General features: G+C 69.4%; 20 protein-coding genes and 1 pseudogene. 3 read left to right on the top strand and 18 right to left on the bottom strand.

From position 1 onward, the window contains the following. Positions 1-154: 154 nt before the first annotated feature. From ACT1U9_RS31260 to ACT1U9_RS31240, 5 genes are all read right to left on the bottom strand, one after another. Positions 155-787, bottom strand: a complete 633-nt coding sequence (locus ACT1U9_RS31260; protein ID WP_444535980.1) for a histidine phosphatase family protein — start codon at positions 785-787, stop codon at positions 155-157. Further along, positions 784-1,920 (bottom strand): hypothetical protein, encoded by a 1,137-nt coding sequence (locus ACT1U9_RS31255; protein ID WP_444535979.1) that lies wholly within the window; start codon positions 1,918-1,920, stop codon positions 784-786. The genes ACT1U9_RS31260 and ACT1U9_RS31255 overlap by 4 nt, the downstream gene beginning before the upstream one ends. Before the next feature lie 49 nt (positions 1,921-1,969). Then, the gene (locus ACT1U9_RS31250; RefSeq protein ID WP_444535978.1) at positions 1,970-2,509 is read right to left on the bottom strand and encodes a hypothetical protein; all 540 of its coding nucleotides are present in this window, start codon (positions 2,507-2,509) and stop codon (positions 1,970-1,972) included. Between the two features lie 132 nt (positions 2,510-2,641). Next, complete coding sequence (locus ACT1U9_RS31245; protein WP_444535977.1) at positions 2,642-2,923, bottom strand: hypothetical protein; 282 nt, start codon at positions 2,921-2,923, stop codon at positions 2,642-2,644. 253 nt (positions 2,924-3,176) lie between these two features. Beyond that, positions 3,177-3,779, bottom strand: coding sequence for a TetR family transcriptional regulator (locus ACT1U9_RS31240; RefSeq protein WP_444535976.1), 603 nt, complete (start codon positions 3,777-3,779; stop codon positions 3,177-3,179). A 155-nt stretch (positions 3,780-3,934) separates the two neighbouring features. Here ACT1U9_RS31240 and ACT1U9_RS31235 point away from each other — a divergent pair, with 155 nt between their 5' ends. Beyond that, positions 3,935-4,780, top strand: coding sequence for a class I SAM-dependent methyltransferase (locus ACT1U9_RS31235; RefSeq protein ID WP_444535975.1), 846 nt, complete (start codon positions 3,935-3,937; stop codon positions 4,778-4,780). 22 nt (positions 4,781-4,802) lie between these two features. On the opposite strand, the gene ACT1U9_RS31230 is transcribed toward ACT1U9_RS31235, so the two are convergent. The 6 genes from ACT1U9_RS31230 to ACT1U9_RS31205 all read right to left on the bottom strand — a co-directional run bounded on the left by ACT1U9_RS31230 (position 4,803) and on the right by ACT1U9_RS31205 (position 10,793). After that, positions 4,803-5,798 carry an aldo/keto reductase gene (locus tag ACT1U9_RS31230; protein ID WP_444535974.1) on the bottom strand — a complete coding sequence of 332 codons (996 nt, stop codon included), beginning with the start codon at positions 5,796-5,798 and terminating at the stop codon, positions 4,803-4,805. 50 nt (positions 5,799-5,848) lie between these two features. Then, positions 5,849-6,397 carry a hypothetical protein gene (locus ACT1U9_RS31225; protein ID WP_444535973.1) on the bottom strand — a complete coding sequence of 183 codons (549 nt, stop codon included), beginning with the start codon at positions 6,395-6,397 and terminating at the stop codon, positions 5,849-5,851. Next, positions 6,394-7,869, bottom strand: a complete 1,476-nt coding sequence (locus tag ACT1U9_RS31220; protein ID WP_444535972.1) for an ATP-binding protein — start codon at positions 7,867-7,869, stop codon at positions 6,394-6,396. Before ACT1U9_RS31220 ends, ACT1U9_RS31225 begins: the two co-directional genes overlap by 4 nt. Further along, the gene (locus ACT1U9_RS31215) at positions 7,866-8,564 is read right to left on the bottom strand and encodes a response regulator (RefSeq protein WP_444535971.1); all 699 of its coding nucleotides are present in this window, start codon (positions 8,562-8,564) and stop codon (positions 7,866-7,868) included. Before ACT1U9_RS31215 ends, ACT1U9_RS31220 begins: the two co-directional genes overlap by 4 nt. Positions 8,565-8,677: 113 nt before the next feature. Then, on the bottom strand, positions 8,678-9,934 hold the full coding sequence (locus ACT1U9_RS31210; RefSeq protein WP_444535970.1) for an acyltransferase family protein: 1,257 nt from the start codon (positions 9,932-9,934) through the stop codon (positions 8,678-8,680). A 13-nt stretch (positions 9,935-9,947) separates the two neighbouring features. Continuing rightward, entirely contained in the window at positions 9,948-10,793 is an 846-nt protein-coding gene (locus ACT1U9_RS31205) for an SGNH hydrolase domain-containing protein (protein WP_444535969.1), read from the bottom strand. A 194-nt stretch (positions 10,794-10,987) separates the two neighbouring features. Between ACT1U9_RS31205 and ACT1U9_RS31200 the strand changes: the two genes are divergently transcribed. After that, positions 10,988-11,728 (top strand): DUF6071 family protein, encoded by a 741-nt coding sequence (locus ACT1U9_RS31200; protein WP_444535968.1) that lies wholly within the window; start codon positions 10,988-10,990, stop codon positions 11,726-11,728. A gap of 16 nt (positions 11,729-11,744) precedes the next feature. Here ACT1U9_RS31200 and ACT1U9_RS31195 read toward each other — a convergent pair whose 3' ends face one another. The 4 genes from ACT1U9_RS31195 to ACT1U9_RS31180 all read right to left on the bottom strand — a co-directional run bounded on the left by ACT1U9_RS31195 (position 11,745) and on the right by ACT1U9_RS31180 (position 17,095). Further along, a complete protein-coding gene (locus ACT1U9_RS31195; protein WP_444535967.1) occupies positions 11,745-12,641 on the bottom strand; it encodes an endo-1,4-beta-xylanase in 897 nt (298 codons plus the stop codon). After that, complete coding sequence (locus ACT1U9_RS31190) at positions 12,638-13,663, bottom strand: UDP-glucuronic acid decarboxylase family protein (RefSeq protein ID WP_444535966.1); 1,026 nt, start codon at positions 13,661-13,663, stop codon at positions 12,638-12,640. Before ACT1U9_RS31190 ends, ACT1U9_RS31195 begins: the two co-directional genes overlap by 4 nt. After that, the gene (locus ACT1U9_RS31185) at positions 13,660-14,976 is read right to left on the bottom strand and encodes a glycosyltransferase family 2 protein (RefSeq protein ID WP_444535965.1); all 1,317 of its coding nucleotides are present in this window, start codon (positions 14,974-14,976) and stop codon (positions 13,660-13,662) included. The genes ACT1U9_RS31190 and ACT1U9_RS31185 overlap by 4 nt, the downstream gene beginning before the upstream one ends. A 79-nt stretch (positions 14,977-15,055) precedes the next feature. After that, the gene (locus ACT1U9_RS31180) at positions 15,056-17,095 is read right to left on the bottom strand and encodes a carbohydrate binding domain-containing protein (protein WP_444535964.1); all 2,040 of its coding nucleotides are present in this window, start codon (positions 17,093-17,095) and stop codon (positions 15,056-15,058) included. Between the two features lie 228 nt (positions 17,096-17,323). Between ACT1U9_RS31180 and ACT1U9_RS31175 the strand changes: the two genes are divergently transcribed. Continuing rightward, a complete protein-coding gene (locus ACT1U9_RS31175) occupies positions 17,324-18,886 on the top strand; it encodes a purple acid phosphatase family protein (RefSeq protein WP_444535963.1) in 1,563 nt (520 codons plus the stop codon). Positions 18,887-18,927: 41 nt separating this feature from the next. Here the strand turns inward: ACT1U9_RS31175 and ACT1U9_RS31170 are convergent, their stop codons facing one another. The 3 genes and pseudogenes from ACT1U9_RS31170 to ACT1U9_RS31160 form a co-directional block, all read right to left on the bottom strand. After that, the gene (locus ACT1U9_RS31170; RefSeq protein ID WP_444535962.1) at positions 18,928-19,539 is read right to left on the bottom strand and encodes a class I SAM-dependent methyltransferase; all 612 of its coding nucleotides are present in this window, start codon (positions 19,537-19,539) and stop codon (positions 18,928-18,930) included. A gap of 118 nt (positions 19,540-19,657) precedes the next feature. Next, complete coding sequence (locus tag ACT1U9_RS31165) at positions 19,658-19,822, bottom strand: dihydrofolate reductase family protein (RefSeq protein WP_444535961.1); 165 nt, start codon at positions 19,820-19,822, stop codon at positions 19,658-19,660. A gap of 187 nt (positions 19,823-20,009) precedes the next feature. After that, positions 20,010-20,368, bottom strand: a pseudogene (locus ACT1U9_RS31160) (CbrC family protein). Positions 20,369-20,377: the final 9 nt, after the last annotated feature.

Raw genomic sequence — 20,377 nt, 5'->3', positions numbered from 1 at the left:
TTCCTTCCGGGTCAGTATGGTTTCCCAGGGGAAGGTGCGCTGCGGCCCGTACGGTGTGGTCGGACACCTGGTGGACGCAGGACGCAGGCTACTCGGGACCGGAGATCCTAAAAAGCGCGAATACGTGCGTCCGCTCCGCCAGGCAGCCCTGGGCTCACCAGAGCAGGCCGGTGTCCAGGCCCGCGTGCATCTGGTGGTGCCGTGGCTCGCCGTCAGCGCTGAGCGTGAAGCGGTCGACCTGTAGGTTGCGGACATGGCAGGCGAGCGTGTCCATCGCGCTCCGCCGGAGCAGCACCCCGTGCACCTGCTGGAGGAAGGTTCCGTGCGACACCACCAGGACTGACCGCGCCGGAAGGACGAGGACCGCGTGCAGGAAGTGCCGGGCGCGCTCGCGGAGTTGAGTCAGCGTCTCACCTCCGGGCGGGTCGACCGAGTGCCGTACTCCGCCCGCGTCGACGTACGTAATCCGGGTCGCAAAGGCAGCGACTTGCTCCCCGTCCAAACCTTGCAGAAGGCCATAGTCGCGCTCGTGACAGCGTGCGTCGATCGCGATGTCGCTTTCCGGCAGGCCCGTGAGGAGAGTCGCGGTATGAACGGCGCGGCGGGCGGGAGAGGACACGACGACATCCGCGGACAGTACGCCATGGGCTGCGACGAATCGGCGTACGGCGTCGCGCCCTTCGGTGGACAGCGGTTCATCCAGGCGCCCCGTGATGACGCCGGCAGTGTTGTGGGCGGTGGGCGAGTGCCGCACGGTGGTGAGCGACCGCACCGTACGCGCGGTCACCACACCCTGCCCCGTAACAGCTCGTTGGTCCGCATCACCGAGCTGAAGTCCTGGTACGGGCCGACCTTGAGGTGCTCCAGACCCCACGCCGCCGCGACATGGCTGATCAAGGGGCTTCCCGTCTCCACGGAGCGGGCCGAGGCGATGACCGGCAGACCGAGCTCGCGAGCCAGGGAGGCGAACCGGTGCGCCCCGGTCAGGCTGCCGATCTGGTCGGGCTTCAGCAACACCCCGTCGACGTATACCGCTTTGGCCGCCAGCCGTGCGGGGCTGGTGGACGTGAAGTTGTCGCTCAGCAGACCGCAGCGAGGAGGGCGGACGGCATGGAACGCGGACCAGCCGTCGATGTCGGCCTCGGCGAGGGGATCCTCCAGCAGCCCTATGTCGAACCGGGCGAGCAAGTCGAGCCAGTAGCCGATGAGTTCGTCCCGGTCCAACCGTGCGCCGCTGACCGGCAGCACGTACTTGTCGCCGTCGAGCCAGTCACCCGCACTCGCGTCGATCATGATGCCGAAGCTCTCGGCGAGCCCGGCGCCCTCCAACAGCGTGGTCACCAGCGACAGCGCGGCCTCGTTGGGATCGGGCCCGAGATCGTGCACCGGGTTGCCGCCGACTTCACGCAGTGGGAGGCCGGTCAGCGCGGCACGGGCGTCGGCGAGCAGGCGGCGGTGGCCGTCGATCGCGGCCACCGGATCGTCATACCGGGGAACGAGCAGGAACTCGGTGAAATCACTGGTCACGGGGAGGCTGTAGGCGTGAAAACCGCCGTTCAGCAGATTGAGGAGGAGCTTCGGAGACCGTTGCGTTCCGGTGGTGACGTTACGGAATCGGGCCTCGAAGAAGGCGGCCGAGAGTGCGTAGCAGGTCGTATGGCCCCAGTGGGAACGGTGGTGGTCCAGGACCCGATCGAATGAAACCTGGTCGAAGGCCCGGCCGCTGAACACCCGTTGGGCTTCCGCCACCACACGCGCTGCCTCACCAGGACACCCGGCCGCCCCGGTCTCGTAAATACTCGGCGTGTCGGCCCGGGGAGCAGCGCCCTGCCCGACTCGCCCGTCGGCGAGGCGGACGGTGAACTCAGGTATCCACTCCAGATGGGTGTTCAGGATCACCCGGCAGTCCACACCGGTCACGACGGTTTCTTCGTCCGGAAACGGTGGCACGAGCACGCCGAATCCCCCGCTACAGCCAGCTGATACGGGCGCGGTCGAGTCGCTCCCAGTCCGCAGGACGCGCGTGCTTACCACTCGCCGCGGTGTCGATGAGCCGCTGTACGACGGTCATGATCTCCGGGGTTGCCTCGCGCAGGTCGGCCGCGTCGTACGGACCGATCTCGTGCACCGCCACGCCTGCCTCGGCCAGCAGTTCCTCGGGGTGGGACAGCTTGCCGGTCAGCCAGGCCACAGGGTCGGCGGTCAGTTCGTCGGTGAAGACGTCGTCGACGGGGCCCCAGCCGTTGAACCGTGGATGGTAGTGGGCACGGTCCAGGCTGCCGGGCTGGCTGGAGACGGACTCCAGAAGGTCCGCCCTCCACAGCGGGCGGTGCACCGCGATGGGCGCCGCACGGTACAACGACCCGCCCCAGTCCCCCGGTTCAAAGAACCGGACCTCCACCCGCACACCGCGCTCCGGCCCTTCCCGCCCTGCCGGCAACGAGGGATCCACCAGATACAGATCGCTCACCGCCACGCCGATCCGCTCGAAACCAAACGCGTACAGCACGAGACCTCCGGTGCGGGAGCACGGTGGGCGGGACTGTCCGAGACAGCGACACGGCTACCCACGGCACGACGCCACGAAGCGGGACGGGCGCGTCGGCGGTGCTTTCCGGACAGGCCCGGACCACGCCCCTGCTCAGAAGACGAAGTAGCTCGCCCCGAACGTATTCGCCGACTGTCCGGGGTCCACCTCCGCCGTCACGGGACCCTGGCAGTTCGCCGCAGCATGCACCAGAACCACCGAGTTGGTGTAGTTCTGCAGGGAAACCGGCGACGATGTCGCATAGCAACCCCGCTGCGGGTTCTGGTGCGGCACACCGTTCACCACCAGGATTCCCGTCGCTGCCTGAGCGGGAACAGCGAGCGCGAGCACACCGGCAGCAGCGAGCATGCCGACCCCCGCGATACGACGACGCATGACTGTCCTCCCAACCGGGGAAGCACAGCCGGAAGCGGCGACTCCCCCACAGACCATGACTGGCCCTCACATCCTGCTCTTGCCAGGACTGACGCCGCCATCCCCAGAACAGGGGGTGGTACGTGGGAATCAGCACCCGGGACCGGGCCACCCAGAGGATTCCGCTTCGTGAAGTCGTCCGCATGACGCGTCAGATCACGAAGGTTCTCCGCCAGGCTCATGCCACCCGCGTGCAACTCGCAGCGTATCCAAGCTACTTGACCTCCTGGGGGGCGGCGCCGACGAGCAAGGCGACCAGCCGCACCGTCTGCTCGCCGGCATCCGGCGCGCCTGTCCAGCTGGTCATCAGCAGGTGGTGGACGGTTCCGACGAGGGCGAGGGCGATCGAGGGGGTGTCGGTGGTGTCCGGGAGGCGCCCGAGGCGCTCTTCGGCGTCCAGGTAGGCGGTGATCGCTTCCTGGATCGCGGTGAAGCCCGGTGCACCTGCCTCCAGCGCGCCGCGAATCCGGAGGGAGGCGGCGGGGCGGGTCATGGCGAGGCCGATGACCGCGGGGTCCAGGGAGGTCAGGAGTGCCAGCGCGACCGCGGCGAGGTTGTCGGCCACGGTGGCCTGACCTGCTCGGGCAGGAAGCCCGTCGGCCTGACGTGCGGTACGCGCGAACCGGTCGAGGACCAGCTCCGCGACGAACTCGTCCAGGCCGTCGAAATGCGTGTGCAGCAACCCCTTGGCGCAGCCCGCCTCCCCGGTGATCGCTCTGCTGGTCAGGGCGGCCGGGCCTTCACGGGCCAGAACCCGCTCCGCGGCGTCGAAGAGCCGCTCGCGGACATCGGGGATCGCTACTCCACGCGGTGACATCGGCCTCGCCTCTCCTGGTACGGCTCATACGGGTGTTACGGCGTTGCGGCCCGCTCCGGCGTAAGGGGGATTGCCAGTATGGGCGCGCGCCCATACTGTTTGGGCACACGCCCATACTAGTTCCGGCAAGCACCGCATCCAGCAGGAGGCCCCGCATGCAACACATCGTCAACACCGACCAGGCACAGGCGTGGAACGGTTACGAGGGCGAGCACTGGGCCCGGAACCAGGACCGCTGGGATGACGTCAACGCCGGGTTCAACGAGCCCCTGCTCGCCGCCGCCGCGATCCAGGAGCGCGACCGTGTCCTGGACATCGGCTGCGGAAACGGGTGCACGACCCGGCTGGCCGCACGCCGCGCCCCGGGCGGCCGGGCCCTGGGTCTGGACCTCTCCGCACCGATGCTGGCGCGCGCACGCGAGAGCGCGCGGCACGAGCAGATCCCCAACGTGGCCTTCGAGGAAGGGGACGCCCAGGTCCACGACTTCGAGCCGGGCGCGTTCGACGTCGCCATCAGCCGCTTCGGGGTGATGTTCTTCTCCGACCCCGTTGCCGCGTTCGGCAACATCCGGCGCGCCTTGCGCCCCGGCGGTCGTATGGCATTCATCTGCGCGGCCGGGGCCGAGGAGAACGAGTGGCTCCAGGCCGTCGCGGCACTGCGCGCCATCCTGCCCATCGGAGAGTTCGGCACACCGGGAAGCCCGGGGATGTTCTCCCTGGCGGACCCGGACCGCACCGGCGACATCCTGTCCGCCGCCGGCTTCGAGCACATCGATGCCGTACGCGTCGAGGCGTACGGGACGTGGGGTCGCAACGCCGCCGACGCGGCGTCCTTCCTGCTGACCTCCGGCCCCGGACGCCACCTGACCAGCCAGGTCGCACCAGAGGTGCGGGACCGGGCCCACCAGGCACTCACCGACACCCTCAGCACCCACGAGGAGAGCGGCGCGCTGCGACTGCGCACCCCCGCCTGGCTGGTCACCGCCAACTGCCCCAAGTAGCACGCACTTTCACACCCGGGGTCTATTCCTCCCGCGCCGCCGACGTGAGCGACATGTCCGCGTAGCGGTCGCCCGCCACCCGGCCCGCGATCGGCTCCAGGAGTGCCAGTTCCTCGGCCGTCAGGGTGATCCGGGTGGCTGCGGCATTCTCAAGGAGGCGGGTGCGCTTGCGGGTGCCGGGGATCGGTACGACGGTCAGGCCGTGGACCTGGGACCGGTGATGCACCCAGGCCAGGGCGATCTGCGCCGTGGTGGCGTCGTGGTCGGCCGCGATCTTGTGCAGGGGCGCAAGGAGCGCCGCGTTCGCCCGCGCGTTGTCGCCGGTGAAGCGCGGCAGCAGCTGGCGGAAGTCGCTGCTGGAGAGCTCCGTGCTCGCGTCGGTGAACGCGCCGGTCAGAAAACCCCTCCCGAGCGGCGAGTACGGCACGAAGGCGACGCCGAGTTCGGCGGCCGCGCCCACCGCGCTGTGCTCGACGTCCCGGCTGAAGAGCGACCACTCCGTCTGCAGGGCGGTGATGGGGTGCACGGCGTACGCCTCGCGCAGCTCGGCGCCGGTGACCTCGCTCAGGCCGAGGTGCTTGACCTTGCCCTCCCGTACGAGTTCGGCCATGGCGCCGACCGACTCGGCGAGCGGGACGGCGGGGTCGCGGCGGTGCATGTAGTAGAGGTCGATGATCTGCCGCCGCTCGTCGTAGGTGTCCTCGCCCCGGCGGACCAGCTCCGCGAAGTGCACCATGTCGGCGACCGGCATACCGGTCAGCCGCAGTCTGCGTACGAAGGAGAGCCAGTCCAGGTCCCTGTTGCCGTAGACGCGTTGGCCGGTGTGCGACCGCTCCACGTCCGGCATCAGACCTATCTCCTCGTACCAGCGCAGCGTGGGCGCGCTGAGCCCGGTGTACGCCGCGACCTCGCGGATCGTGTAGCGGTCCTGGCCGTCGGGGCGCGGATGGTCCGACCCCGCGACCACACAGGCGTCCACGGGCGGGGACTTCACGGGGGTGCTGTCGATCGCCGTCATGTCGGCAACGTTAGGACCTTCAAGTGCACTTGAAGCAAGCCCCACCCCTGTCACCCCTTGCTGGGCGCAGGTTCCGGCACCGGCACCACGTTCCCCGCCGCGTTGCAGCGGACCGTCCAGATCGTCTCGATGCCCTTCTCGTGGACGCGTACGTCCACGTCGGGCGGCTGTTTGCCGCCGGGCACCTGGGCGTTGGCGGCCGTGCAGATGATCTGCGTGAGACCGGGACCGCCGCCGGTCGTCTTCGCCACCGGCACCGGAAGGTAGAGGTCCACTGCCCCCTCTCCGGCCTTCGCCACCAACTGCCCGTACATCGGCGGCACTTCGGTGATCAGGCCACGAGCGCGTTCGGCCGCGTCGGGACCTTCGAGGAGCAGATCGAGCGCCTGCTGAGGGCCGACCGGAATCCTGGCGTGGCGTGCGACCGCCTGGACACCGTACGGGCTGACGAAGTAGAGCTGCGCCTGGTACGACACACTCCCCGGCTGACGCAGACCCGACGCCGGCACACCGGCCGGGACCGGGCCGGTGGGGCTGATGCCGCAGCCCGCCAGGCATGCCGCCGACAACACGGCGATGAGACAGGCGCGGCGCCTCATGACGGTTCCTCCTGCGAGTCGTCGTGCGAGGGCCTCGACGGCAGCGTGACCGTGAACACCGCTCCCCCGCCCCGGAGGTTGGCGGCGGTCAGGGTGCCGTGGTGCAGACGCACGTTCTCCCTCGCGATGGCGAGCCCGAGGCCGCTGCCCTCGGAGCGGGCACGGGCGGCGTCCGCCTTGTAGAAGCGGTCGAAGACGTGCGGCAGGACGTCGTCGGGGATGCCGGGGCCACGGTCGGCGACCTCGATGACCAGGGTCGTTTCGGTGGCGGTGGCTCGGACGGTGACGGGTGCGGCGCCGTGCCGCAGCGCGTTGGCGATCAGGTTGGCGAGGACGACATCGATCCGGCGCGCGTCGACCCGTATACGTACGTCCTGTGCCGGAAGCTCGGTGGTCACCTCTTCCGGCTCCCGCCAGCCGCGCAGGTCGAGTGTCTTGTGCACGAGCGTCCGCAGACTCACGTCGTCCAGGTGCAGGGCCGCGGCGCCCGCGTCGAAGCGTGAGATCTCCATCAAGTCCTCGACCATACAGGCGAGTTTGCGGGTCTCGTCGCTGATGAGCTGGACGGCGTCGGCGGTGTCCGGGGGCAGTTCGCCGGAGCGGGCGTCCTCGTCGAGGACGTCGGTTACGGCCGCCATCGCGGCGAGCGGGGTGCGCAGTTCGTGCGAGACGTCGGCGGCGAACCGGCGGGCGTTGGCCTCCATCCGCCGCAGTTCCGCGTCATCCCGCTCCAAGGCGCTCGCCATCGTGTTGAAAGTGCCGGTCAGTTCGGCGAGTTCGTCGCCACCGGTGACGTCAAGGCGTGTGTCGAGGGCGCCCGAGGTGATCTTCTCGGCGGCCGTACGCAACTGTCGTACGGGACGCAGCACCCGGCGGGCCGCGAGCAGCGCCGGAATGACGGCGAGCGCGAGCGCCGGACCGGCTCCCGCCCAGGCGGCGGTGACCAGGGCGGAGATGTCGGCCCGCTCGGCGCGAAGGGACAGCACGGCGTAGACGACGAGGCCGGACGCCTTCCCCGTTCCCTTGCCTCCCATGCTCTGGTTGTCGTAGGCGATGGGCATACCGATGAGCAGCTGAGGGCCCTCGGCCCCCCGGTCGACACGCTCGTAGAACGTGGTGTGGCTGTCGTGAACCGCTTCGCGCAAGGAGTCGCCGACGGAGCCCGCAGTGCCGATGAGCGGCCCGCCGGCACGGGAGACCGCGGTGTTCCAGCCACGTGCGCCCCCGGCGCGGTCCAGCTGGAGCGAGAAGTTGCGCAGGTCCGCGTCCGTGGGGTCGGTGGGCAGGTTCGGGGCGAGCGAGTCGATCTGGAGTCGCAGGTCGTGCACGGCCGTGTTCTGGGTGCGGTCCAGGATCCCGTTGCGGGCCTGCCGGAAAGTGAGGGCGGCGGTGATCAGCGCGCTGAGCGCGGAGACGACGAGGAACGCGACGACCAGGCGCGTGCGCAGGCTGCGGGGAACCGCGAGCTTCATACGGGTACCGGGCCGAAGCGGTAGCCGAACCCCCGCACGGTCTGCACGTACACCGGGTGGCGTGGGTCCTCCTCGATCTTGGCGCGCAACCGCATCACACAGGCGTCGACCAGGCGGGCGTCCCCGTAGTAGCTGTGCTCCCAGACGTCCTCAAGAAGTTGCTGGCGGCTGAAGGTCTGCTGCGGGGCGGCGCTGAGGAAGAGCAGCAGTTTCAGTTCGGAGGGAGCGAGCGGGAGATCCTTGCCGTGCTTGCGTACGAGGAGCGCGCCCCGGTCGATCTCCAGCTCGCCCACCACGGTGGGACCTGCCGGTACGTCGGCGTCGGTCAGGGAAGGGGCGATACGGCGCAGGACCGCGCGCATCCGTGCCTCGATGAGCGCGCCGCTGGCGGGCTTGACCACGTAGTCGTCGGCGCCTGCCTCAAGGCCGATCACCATGTCCATGTCGTCGCCGCGCGCGGACAGGATCACGATGGGGAGCTGGCTGGTCTCGCGGATACGGCGGCACACCTCCAGACCGCTCATGCCGGGCAGCATCAGATCGAGGAGCACGAGGTCCGGCCCGAAGGCGGCCAGCGCCTCCAGACCGTCCTCGCCGGTGCCGACCGCCTCGGTCTCGTGCCCGTGGCGGCGCAGGCCCAGGACGACACCACGGCGCACGGCCGGATCGTCCTCGATCAGTAGGACGCGCGTCATGAACCGGATCCCTTTCCCCAGCATTTTCGTAATGTGGATTCGGAGTATTCCGCTGAATTTTGTATTTCTATGGAATAGCGTGCGGCTTTCACCCGCAGGTCGCCTGCGCGGGCTTACCCCAACTGGTCGATGTCGACGGTGCCCGCACCCGGCACCGGTACTGGTATCGCCGCCCACAGCGCAACCCCGACGAGAGCCAGCGCCACCATCGCGATCAGCCCCCGGTGTCCTCGCGCCCAGCCCGAGCGGAACCGGACCGGGTCTTCGACCAGCCACTTTGTCGCCGCAGCGGCCGCGAGGGACACGGCGATCGCCACAGCCGTCGCACCCCAGTCGCCCAGTGCGGACAGCCGGGGCAACAGCAGCAGATACACAGGCCAGTGCCACAGATACAGGCTGTACGACAGCTCGCCCAGGCGGCGTGGCAGGCGGCTGCCCGCGATCCGGGCCGCGCGGGTGTCCGGCACCTGCGCGATAAGGACGATCAGCACAGCCGCCGCCAGTGAGTGCAGGAACAGTCCGCCCTTGAAGAGCATCGGCGCCTTCTCGCCGTCGGTCACCGCCCACGCCACCGCGAGTCCCACCGCCAGGACCAGGCACAACACGTCGGCCGCACGGCGCGGCACCCGGGCGGCGAGGCCTCGTACGGGCGCGGTGGCCGCGAGGGCTCCGAGCAGCAGCGCGACGGCCCGGGTGTCGGTGCCCTCGTACGCACGGGTGGTGTCGATCGCCGCGCCGAGCGAGACCATCAAGGCCCCCGCCGCCAGCGCGCCCGCCCCGGCGACGGCGGCCACGACGCGCTGGGCGTGCCGCCCCCGGCCTGCCACGGCCACCACCAGCGGCCAGGCCAGATAGAACTGCCACTCCACGGCGATGCTCCACAGGTGGGCGAAGACGCGGGTGTCGGAGGCGTTCCAGTAGCCGATCTGTTCGGTGATGTAGTGCCAGTTGACCGCCTGGGCCGCGACCCAAGGCGTGTCGTCGAGCGCGAACCGCAGCTGCGCCACGGAACCGAATGCCCAGGTCAGCACCATGGTGACCACGACGACGCATACGAGCGCGGGCAGCAGCCGGCGGGCCCGGCGGACCCAGAACGCGCCCAGCGCGATCCGGCCGCCGCTCGCCGCATCGCTCAGCAGCAGCCCGGTGATCAGGAACCCGGACAGCACGAAGAACAGGTCGACGCCCAGGAACCCGCCGCTCAGGTGCCCGGCGTGGAAGAGCAGTACGGCCGCGACCGCGAACCCTCGCAGCCCGTCGAGGGCGGCGATGTGCGCACGGCCCGCCCGGCCGGTACGCGCCGCACGGTGCCGGGCCGACACCGCGCGACCGCGCACCGGCGCGAGAGCCCCGAGGAGAGAAGTAGGCATGGGAGCAGGCCCGTCAGCTGCCGCAGTGGAGCTTGCCGTACCGGTCGTCACCGGTCCACGAGCCCTTGGCCCACTTGTCCACGGGCGCGGGGGTGAACCCGGCCTGCTTGCCGAGCTCCACGGTGAACCACTTCGCGAAAGTGGCCGCCCCCTGCTGGCAGTTGTGCACACCGTCCGAGGACCGCTGCGCCTTCTTGGCTGCGGGATCGGTGCCCCACAGCTGGGAGGGGTCGAGGAACACCGCCGCACCGCCGCTGTTCTTGGCGACCTCCGAGGCCGTCTTGGCGGCGGTACGCATCTGTGCCTCGTGCTGCTTGTACGGGCCGTCGCCGATCGTGACGGGAGGCGACGGCACCATCACCAGCTTGGCCCCGGCGTCCTTGGCGGTCTTCACGAGCTTGTCGTAGGCGGTGCGCTGCTGGTCCGTGCTGCCCCAGTCGTATGTGGTGACCTGGTAGGCCACCACGGTGGGGTGGAACGACTTGATGTTCGTGGCCAGTTGCTTCCACGTATCGGCGGAGATCATGCCGGTGATCTCCTCGCCGCTGTCGACGACCGTGCCGCCACCGTCGGACGAGGAGTCCTTGAACTCCACGCCGTTGGCCTTGAGGGCCGCGCCCAGCGCGGGGGCCTCCGCGCCGGCGATCGAGTCGCCGATCCACAGCACCTTCGTACCGGTGCTCGTGTCGTTCTTCGCCTGCGCCTTGGCGCCGGAGTCCCCGCCGGAATCCTTGTCCTGGCCGCCGCAGCCGGCCATGGCGACGCCGAGCACAACGGCCGCGGCCACCGTACGCACGGTGTAGCGGGACAGACGACGGGACGGGTGGTGCCCGGAACAGGCCGAGTTGTTGCTGTTCATGGCCCCAGCAGACCATCACGCGGACCGCCGATCGCCCGCCGTCATCGTTTGCTCATAAAACGGAGAAGAAGCGCTCATATCCCCGGCGACGCAATCCTTGCGGTGATCCGCCGCAGCGGCGCCGTCCGGGCCTGATCCGTGACACCATCTGCGGCCGCAGGGGTCAACACTTCGGCTGCACAGCGGAGGATGCCGTGATCCGCCTCATCGTCGCCAACGGCGACAGCTACACCCAGGGCGTGGGCCTGGACGAGCCGTCGAGCCAGGCCTGGCCGGTGCTGCTGGCCGGACAACTCGACGCCGACCATGTCAACCTCGCGCGGTTCGCGTCGTCGAACCGGCGTGCCGTCAGAAGCACGGTCCAACGGCTCGACGCCCTGCGCGCCGAACGGGAGTTGGCGCCGTCCGAGGTCATGGTCGTCACCGCGTGGACGGAGTTCCGGCGTCACGAGTACTACTCGTCGACCGAACGCGTCGACCACCGCGACCACGCGAGCGATCGCGGCTGGCACCGCATGGGTATGTGGCGGCGTGGAGAGCATGAGCCCACCGACGCCTTCTTCGATCACCTCTGGTCGATGGAGGGCACGATCGCGGGGTTCCTCCTGGACTGGGTCCTGGTCGACCACTATCTCCGGCACCGCGGCTATCACCCACGCTACGTCTTCACGTTCCCCTTCCCCGACCCCGTTCCGCCCATCGCGTCGGAGTTCGCCGCGCAGCTGCCGATGGACGACATCCTCGGCGGAGTGCCACCCCGGCGCGGCGCCGCGTTCGACGAGATTCCGGCCGAACTCCCGCGCACCGACGACGGGCACCCCCTGGCCGAAGGCCACGCGTGGTTCGCCCGGAAGCTCGCCGACTGGCTTGTACGGCAGGATCCCAAGCTCTTTCCCGCGCGGGCGGTCTCCGATGCCGGTGGCCGGATACCGTGATGGGGCGGGACTGTCCCTATGGGACCGTCCCAAGCGCCCGCGCCACGGCCTCGCGCGCGGGCTTGGGCCGGTACTCGTCGTCGTAGAGCGTGGGACTTCCGTACGGGCTGCGGCTGCCCTCCGGAACCCAGGCGGCCGCGTCGCCGACGCCCCAGATGGTGAGGCCGGTGCACGCGGGGACGGCGAGGCATTCCTCGACGACAGCGCGGTAGCACGCGGCCTGTGCGGCGAGTTTCGCCGACGTGACCGGCGACAGCATACGAACGCCGAGCTCGGTGATGGCGACCTCCAGGCCGAGTTCCGCGAAACGGTTGAGCGTCCGGGCCAGTTCGGACACATCCTGACCCAGGAGCAGATGGCACTGGAAGCCGATGCCGTGCAGGGGGACGCCCCGGTCGAGGAGTGAGGCCGCCAGGTTGTAGAGGGCCTTGGTCTTGGGGCTCTCCTCATGGACGTTGAACTCGTTGAGGTAGAGCCGGGCCCCCGGATCCGCAGCATGCGCCCAGGTGAGGACCTGGGCGATGTAGTCGGAGCCGAGTGCGTCGTGCCAGAGGGTGCGATGCGGCGAACCGTCGTCGTCGAGCGGTTCGTTGACGACGTCCCAGGCAGTGACGGCGCCCGCGTAACGTTGGGCGAGGGTGGTCACATGGGTGCGGAGAAGGGTACGGAGTTCGGCCGGCGTGAAGTGCCCGTCCGTGAGCCAGCGCGGCAACTGGTCGTGCCACACCAACGTGTGACCGCGTAGTTTCTGGTCGTTCTCGGTGGCGAAACGGGCGATGGCGTCGGCCGCGGCCCAGGTGTGGGCATGTCGATTGCCCTCCACGCGCTCCCACTTCATCGCGTTCTCGGGTGTGACACTGCTGAACTGCGTTGCCGCCAGCGCCCGGTAGCGGGGGTCGGAGAGTCCCGTCACGGAGAGGGCGGCACCGAATTCGAGACCGTGACGGGCCGCGAGATCGCGGAGGGAGACCTCGTCGGTGACGGTGCCGGTGCCATCGCTCGGGAACGAAACCATGAGATGGTCCGGTGCAGCCCTTCTGAGAGGTCGGTGGTCGGCTTCCAGCCGAGTTCTTCCCTCGCCCGCGTGATGTCGGGGCAGCGCAGGGAGGGGTCGTCCTGGGGACGTTCGGTGAACACGATCGGTGAGGTCGATCCCGTCATGTGCACCACCCGGGTGGCGAGGTCGAGCATGGAGATCTCGTGCGGGTTGCCGAGATTGACCGGGCCGGGGGTCGTCGCGGCGGACAGCAGGACGAGTCCCTCGGCGAGGTCGTCGACGTAACAGAGAGAGCGGGTCTGCGAGCCGTCACCCGCGACGGTGACCGGGTCACCGCGCAACGCCTGGGTGACGAAAGCGGGGACGGCGCGGCCGTCGGCAGGACGCATGCGCGGCCCATAGGTGTTGAAGATCCGGGCGATGGCCGTGCTGGTTCCGTACGTGCGGCGGTGTGCCGCCGTCAGTGCCTCCGCGAAACGTTTGGCCTCGTCGTAGACGCTGCGCGGGCCGATGGGGTTGACGTTGCCCCAGTACGTCTCGGGTTGAGGGTGGACCAGCGGGTCCCCGTACACCTCGGACGTCGACGCGACGACGAAGCGGGCGGACTTCTCCCGGGCCAGTCGCAGCAGGTTCTCCGTTCCGGAAGAACCGGCCGCGAGGGTGGCGAGCGGATGGCGAAGGTAGTCCACCGGGGAGGCGGGTGAGGCGAGGTGGAAGACCACGTCGACGGTCTCGGGCAGGGCCACGGCCTCGGTGATGTCGTGCGGCTGTAAGCGGAACGGCCCGAGTTGATCGAGCCCGGCGACGTTCCGCACGTCGCCTGTCAGGAAGTTGTCGAGGCAGATCACCTCGTACCCGCCGTCGAGCAGTAACCGGCACAGATGGGAGCCGACGAACCCGGCGCCTCCCGCGACCACTGCGGTCTCGCGGCGGCTCATATGTGCTTCCCGAGGAGTTGGCGCTCCAACAGGTAGGTCTCCAAGATGCGGCCTCCTTCTCTGAAGCACTCTCCGGTCCCGCGCAGCACCGCGTCGGCCTCGTCCGCCTCATGGGGCGCGCCGCCGGGGCAGGAGATCCAGGCCTGGTGGAGTTCCTCGGCGGTCGGGCCGGGCGGGGTGGCAGCCGGGGACTGCATGAAGGCGGTGAAGTCGCGTTCGTACGCCGTGTCATCGTCGTGGTGGACGGGGCTCGCGTATTTCTGGAGCAGTCCGGTGTACCAATCGGGCACCTGGAGGGCTTCCGGCTGGGCATCACCGAACTTGTGGAATTCGGGCGCTACTTGAGGCTTGTCCAAGACAAGCGCCTCCTGCCGCAGCGCCGCCCGGTGCCAACCATCCGTGAGTTCGTCGTGGTCCACGGTGATCAGAGGGCGGCCCCATTCATCGCCGAGTGCTTCGAGATAGCCGATGAGGAAGGAGGCGCCCAGGATGAGGTCGTACGCGGTGAAGGCCGAGCGTAGTGCGGAGTCAGGTATTTCGCTGAAGCTGCGGTGGATGCGTCGGGGTTCGTGGCACATGGAGTCGTACCAGTGGCGCACTCCGCCCAGCGCCGTGCCCGGGTGCCGTTTGCGGGTGTGCAGGCGGACGTGGGCCCTGCCGTACCGCACCCACCTGCGGGAGATCTCCTCCACGGACGCGGACAACCGGTGGGCGACCGGGGACGCGGAGGCCAGCCACCGTATGGCGTGCCCGGCCGCGCGCAGCCTGAGCCCGAAGTCGAAGTCCTCGGCGGCGTTGTTGAAGGCGACGTCGTCGAAGCGCAGTCCATCGGGGAGCCGGTCACGCCGCAGGCCGCAGTTGGCCGTCACCACATACCCGGCGCCGCCCACGCCGTCCGGTGGTGCGTCGAAGAGGCGCTGGTAGTTCATATAGGCGAGCAGCGGTCCGGGCCCCTCGGCACGGACCGGCGCGGCGACAGCGACCTCTGGGGGAGCGTCCAGCGCCGAGGCCAGATCCGTACACCACGTCGACGGCAGCATGCAGTCGTCGTCGGTGAAGAGCACCGTATCGTGGCGCGCCATGGCCAGCGCGGCATTGCGGGCGGCGGGTGCGCTGCGCCGGGGCAGTCGCACCACCCGCACCTGGGAGGAGCCGAGGTGGGCCAGCGGGTCGAGCGACGGCGGAGTACCGTTGACCATGACCAGCACTTCGGCCTGCGGGCCGCACGCCGTGGCTGCGGCCAGCGCGGACTCGACCGTGGCACGCACTGTGGGACGTTCGAGGGTGGTCGGAATGGCGACACTGATACTCAAGGGCGGGCTCCGTGATGGGGTGAGCGGTGCGCGGGGTGGGCCGAATCGGTAACTCACGGCGGTCGTAGGCGAGTTAGACCTACAACCGTCGCAGGAGTTCGCTGAGCACGTCTTCGTCCATCGCGCCGATCCACAGGTCGTCGCCGATGAACCGTCCGGCCGGATACGTCTCCAGTGCGCAGTGGTAATACCGGCGGCCCGCGTCGTGGAGCAGCACGACCGTCCTGTCCCCGAGGAGTCCTCGGGCGGTCAGCAGACAGCGGCGGCGCTTGCGTCCGTCGACCAGGACGACGTCGTACTCCCCTGGGCCGCTTGAGACCTGCGCGGGATACGCGACGTAGTCATCGAGGTCGGCGACGCGGTCCGCATGGTGGCTGGGTCCGAACTGCGGGTGCAGCGGGCCTCTGTTCCAGCACACCACGTCGATCCGGCCGCCGTCGGTGCCGGGCTCGTTGACGGTGGCCGTGCCGTCGTCGACGTAACGTACGGATGCTCCGGGCCGGGCTGCCAGCTGCGGGAGCAACTCGCCGTCGAAATAGCCGCGATGGTGTTCCAGGCTGGTCCATCGGCACGGCACACCGGCGTCGGCGAGCAGCTGCGGGAAGGCCAGGGTGCTGCGCCCCGAGCCCCACTCCAGGACCCTCAGTGGCCCGCCGTTCCCAAGCGCTGCGGCCTTGAGCAGCACGGTTCTGATCAGCTCGCCGTCCGCCACGCTCATCAGGCCGTACGGGCTGTCGTGGCCGGAGGAGTCGGCCGGTGGGTCGGCGATCGTCAGGGTGAAGTCGTCGATGTGAAACGAGGGCGTGCCGTGGACGGACTCGGCGTAGACGACGAGCCGGGTGGCCTCGTGCGTGAGGGTGTAGGCGCCGCCGAGCTCGACCCACCGCTCCTCCGTCACCAGGGTGTCCGGGACGACGGTGTCGTAGAAAATGCTGCCGGACGTGTGCCGCTCGACGCTGAGTTTGAGGTCGGTGGGTGCCTCACCGGCGGCGAGCCGGGCCCATAGGCGCAATGAGTAGGTCTGGCCGGGCGTCGGTGGGGCGGGCAGGGCAAACCGAGGGCCTTCCCAGGGCTCGGTGCGACTGCTGCAGAGCAGGCTGTGGGCACTGCTGTGCGCATACGTATCACTGATCGTCACCCGGGCACTGCCGACGCGGCAGGACCAACCCTGTGTCGTGCCGTCCTCGAAGGAGCAGGTGCTCATGGCGCCAGGTCCTTCGAGCTCGGCGGTCGTGGAAGACGGACCCGGCGCGGCGGCCGGGCCGTATGCCTCCCACAGGGAACGGTTGACGATGGGCGCGGCCGTCTGTTTCAGCGATCCGGACCAGTGGATGAACAGCGGTGGGTTCTGATGCCGCCCGGCCACTTGGCCGTCCTCGACGGTGTCGATGGGGTCACCGCCCCACCACTCCAGCGCGAGGCCCGGCACCCCGGCGTTCGCCAGCCCGTAGAGGCTGGCGAAGCGGTGACCGGACGTGACCATCAGGTAGTTCAGCATCGGCTGATCGTTGAGGCCCGGGCACATGTGCGGCTGTAATTCGAGTACGTCGGGCAGCCGCTCGGCGACTTCTGCCAGCGACAGACATTCCTTTCTGGAGGCGATGAATCCGGTGGCTCCGGCGAACGAGATCTGCTCCTCGGTCAGCCTTCCGATTGTCTCGATCGAGTCGTTCCAGACGAACTGGCGAGTCATCGGATCGTCGCCGTGCGCCGTGAGAAAACCGAAGTCGGCGAGCAGATCGAAGACGAAGTCGGCGCTGTGCAGGACCACGGTGTCGGAGTCGAAGTACGCGAACTCGTCGAACTCCCCCTCCCACATGGCCAGTTTACGGAAATGTCCGCGCGGCGTGCCGCGGATGGCCCTTCCCACCGCGTCACATGCGTCGAGCACCTTGCGGTCGTCCAGGATGGAGAATCCGTGGCTCGACTGCAGTTTGCGCAGTTCCCCGATGTCGTCCGCGAAGGGGATGAGGCAAAGTGGCAGGTCCGGGTTGAAGCGCCGGAAGCTGTTGAGGAAAGCGGTGGCGTAGTCCAGGAATCCGTCGTTCGCCAGGAAATAGACTCCGCGATGGGGGTGGGGCGGCATGGGAATACCACCGCCGTCGACAAGTTCGGGCATGACCGAAGGCTAGGCGGCGCCTCCCCTGCGGAGAAGACGACGATCAGCCGACCGTCAGGTCCAGGCCACCCTCACAAGCAGCACGCTGCCGATGGCCGTCCGTTTCATCCGTTCGGCGAGCGTCCTTCATCTGTTGTCCGCCGGACGTTCGCCTTGCCCCACGGGGTTGTTCTTCTGCCACTGTGAGCCTTCGGGCGATTCCGGGAGCCCAGCGGTAGGAGAACAGCAGTGAGTCAGCCGGCACGCAGGACAGTCCTCAAGGCCTCGGCTGCGGCAGGAGTACTGGCGGCCGGCCCGGCCTCCACCCTGCTCTGGACGCAGCCCGCCGTCGCGGACGCGCCGGGCGCCGAGCAGATACACCTGGCCTACGGCGAGGAGCCCTCGCGGGAGATGACCGTCTCCTGGGCGACCGCCGCCTCGGTGCGCCGGCCCCGTCTGCGCCTCGGCCGCCCGGGCAGGGACTTCGGGCGTACGGTACGGGCCGAGACCACCACGTACGTGGACGGCCTCAACAAGGTCGAGACCTATACCCATCGGGTGCGGCTGCGGGGGCTGCGGCCGGACACGGAGTACGTGTACGAGGTGCTGCACGACGGTGCCGCGCCCCGCCGGTCCACCTTCCGCACCGCGCCCGCGCCGGGCCGGGTGCCGTTCCGGTTCACCAGCTTCGGCGACCTCGGGGCCGGTGACCCCAAGTGGAAGAAGTCGGCGATCAACGGGGCGGTCGCGGTGCGGCAGGTGGAGCGGTTCAACCCGCTCTTCCACCTCCTCAACGGCGACCTGGCGTACGCCAACAACAACCAGGAAACCCAGCCGCAGTGCTGGGACGCCTTCATGAACAACATGTCGGTGTCCGCCGCGAACCGCCCCTGGATGCCGGCACCCGGCAACCACGAGGTGGAGGCGGGCGGCGGCGACCTCGGTTACGCCTCCTACGCCACCCGCTTCGACCTGCCCGACAACCACACCCGCGACTACTGCGGGAACTGGTACAGCTTCCAGGTCGGCTCGGTGCTCTTCGCCGTCCTGGACGGCAACGACCTCGCGGTGGAGGACGACGCGAGCATCGACCCGGCGACCGGGCAGTCCGTCTACATCAGCGGATACAGCGAGGGCGTCCAACTCCGTTGGCTGGAGCGGACGTTGGCGCGGGCCCGGGCGGGTCGGGACGTCGACTGGATCGTGGTGTCCCTGCACCAGTTCGCGATGTCGTCCTCGGCCGCCAGCCACGGCGGTGACATGGGACTGCGCGAACAGCTGCTGCCCGTCCTCGACCGGCACGCCGTGGACCTGGTGCTCTGCGGCCACGACCACGACTACGAGCGCACCCACCCCGTACGCGGTACCGACCCGGGCAGCCTCCTGCGCCCGGCCGTCGTCGACGACCGGCTCGACGACATCGACACGTCGAAGGGCACCGTCCACCTCATCCTGGGCGGCGGTGGCACGGCCTCGCACGACGACACGTATCTGACGGACCCGGACGGCGGCGTCCCGGACGCCTTCGTGCGCACCCAGCGCCTCACGTACAAGGCCGACCCGGACGCCAAGGAGAAGGCGACCTGGTCCGCGGTGCGCGACCCCGACCAGACCTACCCGTACGGTGTCGCGGTCTTCGACGTCGACCCGGGAGCCCTGATCGGCGGCCGTACGACGATCACCGTCAGCTACTATCACACCCCGACCGCGACGGCGGCGAACCCGGACCCCGCGCCGGTCCTCTTCGACCGCTTCCGCATCCACCGCAGGCGCCGGGACACCCATCACACATACGACTCGGCCTCGCGCTGAGCAACCAGCCTGATTCCAGGACGAGTTCGTCGCTCGTGAGTTCAGTCGCCGCGGGTCGCCCACACCTCGACATAGGTTCCCGGGTCCACGCGGTCGACCTCGAAACCCGTCTCGCTCACGGCGGCGGCGAACTCGTCCTGGTCCCAGACCGTGTACCAGCGGCGCCCATCGGGCTCGTCGAGCCAGCCCGTACGGCCGGTGGCCTTGAGACACACGTACAGCCTGCCGCCGGGCCGCAACAACCCGGCGAACTGGCCGAGCACGTCCACCGCCTCGGCCTCGGTGAGGTGGACGAGTGAGGCGGACGCCCAGATGCCGTCGAACGTCCCTGCCGGAAACCGCGATCCGATCTCGCGCAGATCGCACTGAGAGGTGGGCGCGTGGGCGCCGGCCATGGCCACGAACACCGGGTTGAGGTCGACACCGCGCGCCACATGCCCGTACGCACGGAACCGGGCCAGATCCCGGCCAGGGCCGCAGCCGGCGTCGAGGATCAGAGAGGGCTGTGGCAACGAACCCGCGAACCGCTCCACCCGGTCCGCCATCTTCGGAGCATGGGTGGCCGCGTAGTCGTCGGCGCCGTCGCTGTAGACCGCGACGGACGCCGCGACCGGGTCCGAGCCCGCGTCGGTGACCGTGCCGTGTGTACCCATGTCGCCCCCATCACCCAGACCGCAACGCATTCCCACGCCCTTGCGAGGGCGCGGTCGACCAGTCTCCCCCATCCCCTCTCTGTCGCTTGCGCCGGTCCGGGCTCAGCCCTTGGGTGTCTCATGTCCTCCGGTAGCGGGTCAGGACACCGGGGCCGACATGCTCGACGTCCAGGAGCTCCAGGTCGGCCGGGGGTCCGTCGACGGGGAAGAGGCGACGGCCGGCTCCCAGGACGGTGGGGAAGGTCAGCAGGCGGTACTCGTCGACCAGGTCCGCGTCCCTCAACCGGTCGGCGATAGGCGTGTCGTGCCGTCGGTGATCGCTGTGCGCAGTCGGGCGCAGGTAAGTCCCTTGGCCGCGGGCTGGGCAGCCGCGCCGGGCGTGTGAGCGGCGTTGAAGTCCGCTCCGCACAGGTCCGCGCCGCGGCGAGCGACACCGGTCGGGACACCGTTCACTGCCCCCGCATTCCGCTCTACGGGAAGTCGGAGTAGGCGAGGTAGGTCGCGCAGACCCGGCACCGGAAGAGATACGCCGTCGGGTGGTCGTCCCTGTCCAATGAGCCGAGGTAGTGCTCGACCTGGTCCGGCGACCAGCCCCAGCCGTTCGTCTCCCGCCTCAGCATGTCCAGCACGTCAGGGTGCCCCAAGAGGTCGGCCGCCCCGACACGGCCCAGGAACGCGGCGCCGTCTTCGCAGTGGAAGAACCACTGGGGCTCCTGCCACGCGGGCACAGTCGGCCCGTGAGCGACTCGACCGCGTAGACCGGGCCCGTGTAGAGGTACCCGCGCTCCCGCCCGCAGCACGCGCATGCCCCATCAGACGGGACGACCACGCCCGTGGA

The sequence above is a fragment of the Streptomyces sp. BR1 genome (genome assembly GCF_052373795.1).
Lineage (GTDB): Bacteria > Actinomycetota > Actinomycetes > Streptomycetales > Streptomycetaceae > Streptomyces.
This window is presented reverse-complemented; position numbering and strand designations above follow the sequence as displayed.

Excerpts from the sequence above, each read along its gene's own strand:
- ACT1U9_RS31190 (WP_444535966.1), bottom strand. The coding sequence starts at position 13,663 with ATGAGCCGCCGCGAGACCGCAGTGGTCGCGGGAGGCGCCGGGTTCGTC.
- ACT1U9_RS31210 (WP_444535970.1), bottom strand. The coding sequence starts at position 9,934 with ATGCCTACTTCTCTCCTCGGGGCTCTCGCGCCGGTGCGCGGTCGCGCG.
- ACT1U9_RS31215 (WP_444535971.1), bottom strand. The coding sequence starts at position 8,564 with ATGACGCGCGTCCTACTGATCGAGGACGATCCGGCCGTGCGCCGTGGT.
- ACT1U9_RS31180 (WP_444535964.1), bottom strand. The coding sequence starts at position 17,095 with ATGCCCGAACTTGTCGACGGCGGTGGTATTCCCATGCCGCCCCACCCC.
- ACT1U9_RS31205 (WP_444535969.1), bottom strand. The coding sequence starts at position 10,793 with ATGAACAGCAACAACTCGGCCTGTTCCGGGCACCACCCGTCCCGTCGT.
- ACT1U9_RS31225 (WP_444535973.1), bottom strand. The coding sequence starts at position 6,397 with ATGAGGCGCCGCGCCTGTCTCATCGCCGTGTTGTCGGCGGCATGCCTG.
- ACT1U9_RS31245 (WP_444535977.1), bottom strand. The coding sequence starts at position 2,923 with ATGCGTCGTCGTATCGCGGGGGTCGGCATGCTCGCTGCTGCCGGTGTG.
- ACT1U9_RS31240 (WP_444535976.1), bottom strand. The coding sequence starts at position 3,779 with ATGTCACCGCGTGGAGTAGCGATCCCCGATGTCCGCGAGCGGCTCTTC.
- ACT1U9_RS31220 (WP_444535972.1), bottom strand. The coding sequence starts at position 7,869 with ATGAAGCTCGCGGTTCCCCGCAGCCTGCGCACGCGCCTGGTCGTCGCG.
- ACT1U9_RS31230 (WP_444535974.1), bottom strand. The coding sequence starts at position 5,798 with ATGACGGCGATCGACAGCACCCCCGTGAAGTCCCCGCCCGTGGACGCC.
- ACT1U9_RS31235 (WP_444535975.1), top strand. The coding sequence starts at position 3,935 with ATGCAACACATCGTCAACACCGACCAGGCACAGGCGTGGAACGGTTAC.
- ACT1U9_RS31170 (WP_444535962.1), bottom strand. The coding sequence starts at position 19,539 with ATGGGTACACACGGCACGGTCACCGACGCGGGCTCGGACCCGGTCGCG.